This window comes from Streptomyces sp. SS8 (genome assembly GCF_054072955.1).
Genome location: NZ_JBSVCZ010000037.1, coordinates 40,450 through 46,693, shown reverse-complemented (window position 1 = coordinate 46,693; position 6,244 = coordinate 40,450). Strand labels below are relative to the sequence as shown.

Sequence of the window (6,244 nt, the reverse complement as noted above, 5' to 3'; positions counted from 1 at the left end):
GGCGAGAGGTCAGCTCGGACCGCTCGGTGTCGAGGTGTCGATGGCCAGCGAGACGGCAAGCGCACCGAGGGCCGTTCCCATCAGGTAGCGCTGGAACTTCAGCCAGGAGGGGCGGCGGGCGAGGAAGACGGAGATGGTTCCGGCCGCCAGCACGATGAGCAGGTTGACGGTGAGGGCCACCACGATCTGGACGGAGCCGAGCATGATGCCCTGGAGCAGCACGTTGCTCGCCGTCGGGTCGACGAACTGGGGGATGAGCGAGAGGTACATGATGGCGATCTTCGGATTGAGCAGGTTCGTCATCAGCCCCATCGTGAACAGCCTGCGCGGCGGGTCGTGCGGAATCTCCTGGGGGGCGAAGACGGACAGACCGCCGGGCTTCAGCGCGCTCCAGGCGAGGTAGGCCAGATAGGCCGCGCCGGCTATCTTCACGGCGGTGTACAGCTCGGGTACCGCGATGAAGACGACCGACAGGCCGAGGTTGGTGGCCACCAGATAGACGAGGAAGCCCACGGCGACGCCGCCGAGGGACACGACTCCGGCACGCCTTCCCTGGGTGATGCTCCGGGAGACGAGATAGATCATGTTCGGCCCGGGGGTGAGCACCATTCCCAGGGCCACCATCGCGACGCCGAGAACCCCGCTCGCCTCAACCATGGCTTTCCACCGCTTCCCCCCCGGTCCCGCGGGCTCCGTTCAGTACCTCGGAGAGGCTGTGGACGATGTCGTGGAGGAAATGGCGGGTGAGGAGGTCCAGGGTGGGCCGAGGAGCGGGGAAGCGGGGGTCCTCGTACTCCCAGTCGTCGTCGGTGAGCACGGCCAGGCGGTCGGCCAGGGCCCCGGCGGCCCGGCCCAGCTCCTCGGATGTCCGCCGGGCGTCCTCGTCCCGGTAACGCGGCGGAGGCTCCGAGCCCCCGGGTGCCGGTGCGGCCGGCGGGGCGGGCCCGAGGACCGTGTCGATCCGCCGGTGGAACAGGATGCACATGTCGCGTATATGGCAGCCGTGCTCCAGTGGCGACCAGGGGAGCGTGCCGTCGTGTCGCCGGGCGGTGCCGGGGGCCGCCAGCACCTGCTGCCAGCCTGCCGCGTACTCCAGGAGCAGGTCCGAGGCCTTCCACCGGCTGTACGGACGGGAGGTGAAGGCGCATCGGCCGCACCGGGGTAACGGGAGCGGGGGACGGTCCAGCAGTGTGTGTGCCGTGGTGTTCACCGGGCTGCGGCCACCTTCCTGGTGGTGTGTCCTGCGGCTGTCTGTCGGCTGTCCGACCAGTGCGCCCGAATCGTCCTGCGTCCACTGCTCGGTGCGATAGCGAGTGTATGGCGGATTCATGGTCCGATCAATGTGGAGCATTGCCCTCGGTGTAATACTGTGTTTGGATGCCGGTACACCGGGGGGGAGGATGCCGTGAAGGACTACAGGAGCGTCGCCGACGCGGTCGCCGAGGAGATCAGGTCGGGCCGCCTCAGGGCAGGAGACCGGCTTCCCCCGCAGCGCGACTTCGCCCGGCGGCACGGCATCGCCGGTTCCACGGCCACCCGCGTCTACCGGGAACTCGCCCGCCGGGGCCTTACCGTCGGAGAGGTGGGCCGCGGCACCTTCGTGCGCGCCGCCCCCGGCGTGGTCCCCTCTTCCCCGCCCGAGCCCGCGGGCGGCCGGGTCGACCTGGAGCTCACCCACCCGGTGGTGCCCGGGCAGGCCGGGTTGCTCTCCGCCGGACTCGGCAGGCTGCTGCGTCCCGACGTCCTGGGGCCCGCGCTGCGGCCGGCCGGTCCGGACGGCGGCCCCGCCACGCGCGAGGCCGCCGCCGATCTGCTGACGCGCGGCGGCTGGCGCCCCGACCCCGCGAGAGTGCTGTTCGCCGGGAGCGGCCGGCAGGCGGTCTCGGCCGTCGTCGCGGCGCTGGTCCGGCCGGGTGCCCGGCTGGGCGTGGAGGAACTGACCTACCCGGCGGTCAAGGCGATCGCCGCCCGGTTCGGCATCACCCTCGTGCCGCTGGCCGTGGACGACGCGGGGCTGGTCCCCGAAGCCGTCGAGGAGGCCCACGAGGCCGGGCCGCTGCACGCGGTCTACGTCCAGCCGGTCCTGCACAACCCGCTGTCGCTCACCATGCCCGCGGAGCGGCTGGAGCGGCTGGCGGACACCCTGGCGAGGCTCAGGATCCATGCGATCGAGGACGCCGTGTGGTCCTTCCTCCGGGACGACCTGCCGCCTCTGGCGTCCCGCGCGCCCGAATGGACGATCGTCGTCGACAGCCTCTCCAAGCGGCTCTCGCCGGGGCTGTCCCTCGGGATCGTGGTGGCCCCCGCGTCCGTCGCGAACCGCGTCTCCGTGTCGCTGCGCTCGGGAGGCTGGACCCCGATGCGATTCGCACTGGAGGCGATGTCCCAGTGGCAGGCGGACGGCACGGTGCGGGCGGTCGTGCGGGCCAAGCAGCGGGAGGCCGGGGTGCGGCAGGAGATCGCCCGGCGCCACCTGGGCGACTTCGTGACGCGGGGCGCCCCCTGCTCGTACTACCGCTGGTGGGAGCTGCCCCCGGCCTGGCGTGCCGACACCTTCGTCGCCGCCGCCGCGCGGCACGGCATCGGGGTCACACCGGCCGCGGCGTTCTCCGTCGGCCGTCACCGGATTCCCGACGCGGTCCGCCTGGGCCTGGCCTCGCCCGCCCCCGACACCCTCTCCCGGGCCCTGGCCACCCTGGCCGATCTCGCCCGGTCGGCTCCGGCCGACCTCGCCGCCGACTGAGGGCGGGACGTGCGGAGCGGAGCCGGAGGAGCCGTCGGATGGCCTTCCGGACGGGGCTCGCGGCACGGACGGCGGGCGGCTGAGCGGCGACCCGGAAACCCTCCGGTTTCGGCTCAGTGTCCGGGCGGATTCCGCAGGAAAAGGACCTGATATCGGATTGCGGAACCCGCTGTTTCGATGCAGCAGCCCCATGCCGAATCGAGGAGTGAATCCCGGGCGCAGGGGGATGAAACCGAAATAAAAGTGCGGGAAAAGCTGACGGTCCGAGACATATCGACACCTCATCGATGTGATTTTTCCCACGTTTGGCGGAACTCGGTTCCTGTTCACAAAGGCAGCCGGATGCCGGCCTCGCGGTCCAGATGCGAGAAAGCGCCATATTTATTCGTCCGGCCTCTTTGTGTGGCGGCATGTCAATCCTGTGCATATTCCCCGGGCGATGCCAGCCTGCTTGGCGTCGTAATCGCGCAAAGCGGCAACACGAAGGACGGGCAGATGTGTCGTTATCCTGAAATGGGTGCATCTCCTCGAGAGGTGCGCGTGTGCGACGAGGGGCTGCAGCTGTACCGCGAGGCACTGGAGGCGGGGACCGTATCAGGCGGCGTGCCCGAATGCCTCGTCGAGTGCGGCCTTCTGAGGCCGCTGCCGGGCAGGGAGAACTCGTTCGTCCCCGTTCCCCCGAGAGTCGCGGAATCGGAAGTGGTCCGTTCGGTGGAGCGAGAAATAGAGCAGTACGAGGGAATCCTGGCGGCTCTGCGTTCCTCTTTCCTCGCCGCGGAAATCGTCTACCGGGACACCCAGCGGCAGGCGGAACCCTCCATCGAATCGCTGAAAGGCGAGAAGGTGATCGGGGAGGCGCTGAGGCTGGCGGTGGAGTCGTGCAGGGAGGAACTGCTGACCGCGCAGCCGGGTGGCGGCCGGCCCCCCGCGCTGCTCGCCGAAGCGCTGCCCCGCGACCTGGCCCTGGTACGGCGGGGCCTGCGGCAGCGCACGCTCTACCAGCACAGCGTGCGCTCGCACCGGCCCACCCTGGCGTACATCGAACGGGTCCTGGCCGAAGGAGCCCAGGTCCGTACGCTGGACGAGATCTTCGAGCGTGTCATCATCTGCGATCGCACGGTCGCCTTCATCCCCGGCGCCCCGGAACGGAGGAACGCCGCGCTGGCCATCCGCCACCCCGGCGCCATCGACTTCCTCACCAAGGTGTTCGAGCACATGTGGGAGCGCGCGGAACCCGTGTCCATCTCCATGGACCGGCACCGCCCCGACCTGCTCACCGACTCCGTCCGCAGGACCGTGCTCCGCATGGTCGTGACCGGGCACACGGACGAGAGCATCGCGGCCCGCCTGGGTGTGAGCGCCCGCACCGTCTCCACGCACATCAAGAAGATCTCCGAGGCGCTGGGCAGCCGAAGCCGGGCGGAACTGGGCTACCTCGTCTCCCAGCGGCGGCTCCTCGAAGCCGGGAACACCTCCGCCGGGACCCCGGCGACGCCCTAGTGGTACCGCCCCGGGGTGCCCGGCCGCCTGCGGATCAGTACGTCAGGCCGTGTCCGAAGGGGTAGAGGGTGCCGGTGGAGCCGGCGTCCGGGACGGCGACCGGGAGCCTGCCGGCGGGGGAGAGGTCGCCGTAGACGGTGCGGACGGCGGCCCGGAGGGAGGGGGCGCCGTAGGAGTAGGTGGCCAGGTAGGCGGGGACGCCGGGGAAGCGGCGGATGTCGTACGGGTTGCGGACGGCGACGGCGACGACGGGTGTGCCGGTGTCCATCAGGGCCTGGACCAGTCTCGCCTGGGCGGTGCCCTTCTCCGAGCCCGCCGCGGCCGCGTTGACGGAGACGATCACCAGGCCGTGGCCCGCCGCCGCCCCGGCCGCCTCGGTGATGCGGTCCGCAGAGGGGATCGCGCCCGTCTCCAGGACGGTGGCGCTCTGGCCGGGCCGCTCGGCGACGGCGTCGGCGAGGGCCCGGGTGGTGCCCACCCCCCAGCCGGTGACCAGGACGGAGCGGGCGCCGGAGGAGAGGGGGAGGAGGGAGCCCTCGTTCCTGACCAGGGTGACGGTGCGGTCGGTGATGGCCTGGGCGTCGGCCCTGTGGCGTTCGGAGCCGACGGTGCGCACGGCGTGCTGCTCGTCCACGTACGGGTGCCGGAAGAGGTCCCGGCGGAGCTTGTGCGCCAGGATCCGCTCCACGGATGCGTCCAGACGGGAGACGGGGATCCGCCCGCCGCGTACGGCCTCCAGGACGGCGTCGTAGGCGGTGTCGAGCTTCGGCGCCAGGACGAGCTGGTCGCAGCCGGCCATGAGGGCCTGGACCGGTGCCACGTCCGGCGGGAACTGGCCCGAGGCGCCCTGCATGTCCAGGGCGTCGGTGACGATCAGGCCCTCGAAGCCCAGCTCCTCGCGCAGCAGCCCGGTGATGATCGGCCGCGACATGGTGGCCGGGACGCCCGACGGGTCCAGGGCCGGGACGACGATGTGGGCCGTCATGATCGTGTCGACGCCGCGTGCGATGGCGGCCCGGAAGGGCGGCAGGTCGATGTCCTCCAGTTCCTCGCGGGTGTGGTCGATCCGCGGGAGGCCGGTGTGGCTGTCGGTGTCGGTGTCGCCGTGCCCGGGGAAGTGCTTGGCGGCGGAGGCGACCCGGCCGCGGTGGTAGCCGCTCACGGAGGCGTCGACCAGGGAGGCGCACAGGGAGGGGTCGGAGCCGAAGGAGCGGACACCGATGACCGGGTTCTCGGGGTTGACGTTGACGTCGGCGACGGGGGCGTAGTTCTGGTTGACGCCCATCGCCGCCAGCTCCAGGCCGATGATCTCGGCCGAGCGCCGGGTGTCGGAGGTGGACCGGCCCGCCGCCAGCGCCATGTTCCCGGGCAGGAGGGTGGCGGGGTCGGTGAGGCGGTAGACGACGCTGCCGCCTTCCTGGTCGATGGAGACCAGCAGCGGTACGCGGGCGCCCGCGCCGCGCGCGGCGTGCTGGAGGCCGTTGGACAGACGGGTGGTCTGGAGCGGGTCGCGGACGTTGTCGGGGCCGCGGCGGGCGTCGAAGTAGATGACCCCGCCCGGCCGGTACTTGGCGATGACCTCGGCGGGGGTGTCCACGCCGTACAGGGTGCGGTTGCCCGCGGACGCGGTGTCGGCGGACTGTCCGTAGACCTCGACGACGAAGAGTTGCCCGATCTTGTCCTCCAGGGACATGCGGCGCACCAGCGCCCGGGCCCTGGCTCTGGCGCGCGCGTGGTCACCGCCGGAGGCGGCGGCCTGTCCGGCGGCCGCGTTCGCCGGGGAGGAGAGGGCGGCGGAGGCGGTCAGCGCCGCGGTGACACCGAACAGGCCGGTGGCGAGGGCTTGTCTGCGGCTGGGAGTCGCGGGCTGCTGCATCGGGTCTCTCCTCACATGGGCGGACGGAGCGGGTGGGGCCGGTGGTGCGCGTGCGGAGGGGAAGGCATGTGGGGGTGGGCGCCGGGGCGGTGGCGGCCACATCGTTCCAGCGCGCCGGGCCCAGG

5 protein-coding genes are annotated in these 6,244 nt (G+C 71.7%); 2 read left to right on the top strand and 3 right to left on the bottom strand.

From position 1 onward, the window contains the following. Window positions 1-9: 9 nt before the first annotated feature. The gene (locus ACW69E_RS26000) at window positions 10-657 is read right to left on the bottom strand and encodes a LysE family translocator (RefSeq protein ID WP_457500730.1); all 648 of its coding nucleotides are present in this window, start codon (window positions 655-657) and stop codon (window positions 10-12) included. After that, the gene (locus ACW69E_RS25995; protein WP_457500729.1) at window positions 650-1,210 is read right to left on the bottom strand and encodes a hypothetical protein; all 561 of its coding nucleotides are present in this window, start codon (window positions 1,208-1,210) and stop codon (window positions 650-652) included. Before ACW69E_RS25995 ends, ACW69E_RS26000 begins: the two co-directional genes overlap by 8 nt. A 195-nt stretch (window positions 1,211-1,405) precedes the next feature. Here ACW69E_RS25995 and ACW69E_RS25990 point away from each other — a divergent pair, with 195 nt between their 5' ends. Next, a complete protein-coding gene (locus ACW69E_RS25990; protein ID WP_457500728.1) occupies window positions 1,406-2,743 on the top strand; it encodes an aminotransferase-like domain-containing protein in 1,338 nt (445 codons plus the stop codon). Between the two features lie 711 nt (window positions 2,744-3,454). Beyond that, a complete protein-coding gene (locus tag ACW69E_RS25985) occupies window positions 3,455-4,243 on the top strand; it encodes a LuxR C-terminal-related transcriptional regulator (protein ID WP_457500727.1) in 789 nt (262 codons plus the stop codon). 34 nt (window positions 4,244-4,277) lie between these two features. Here ACW69E_RS25985 and ACW69E_RS25980 read toward each other — a convergent pair whose 3' ends face one another. Beyond that, the gene (locus tag ACW69E_RS25980) at window positions 4,278-6,119 is read right to left on the bottom strand and encodes a glycoside hydrolase family 3 protein (RefSeq protein WP_457500726.1); all 1,842 of its coding nucleotides are present in this window, start codon (window positions 6,117-6,119) and stop codon (window positions 4,278-4,280) included. Window positions 6,120-6,244 lie beyond the last annotated feature (125 nt).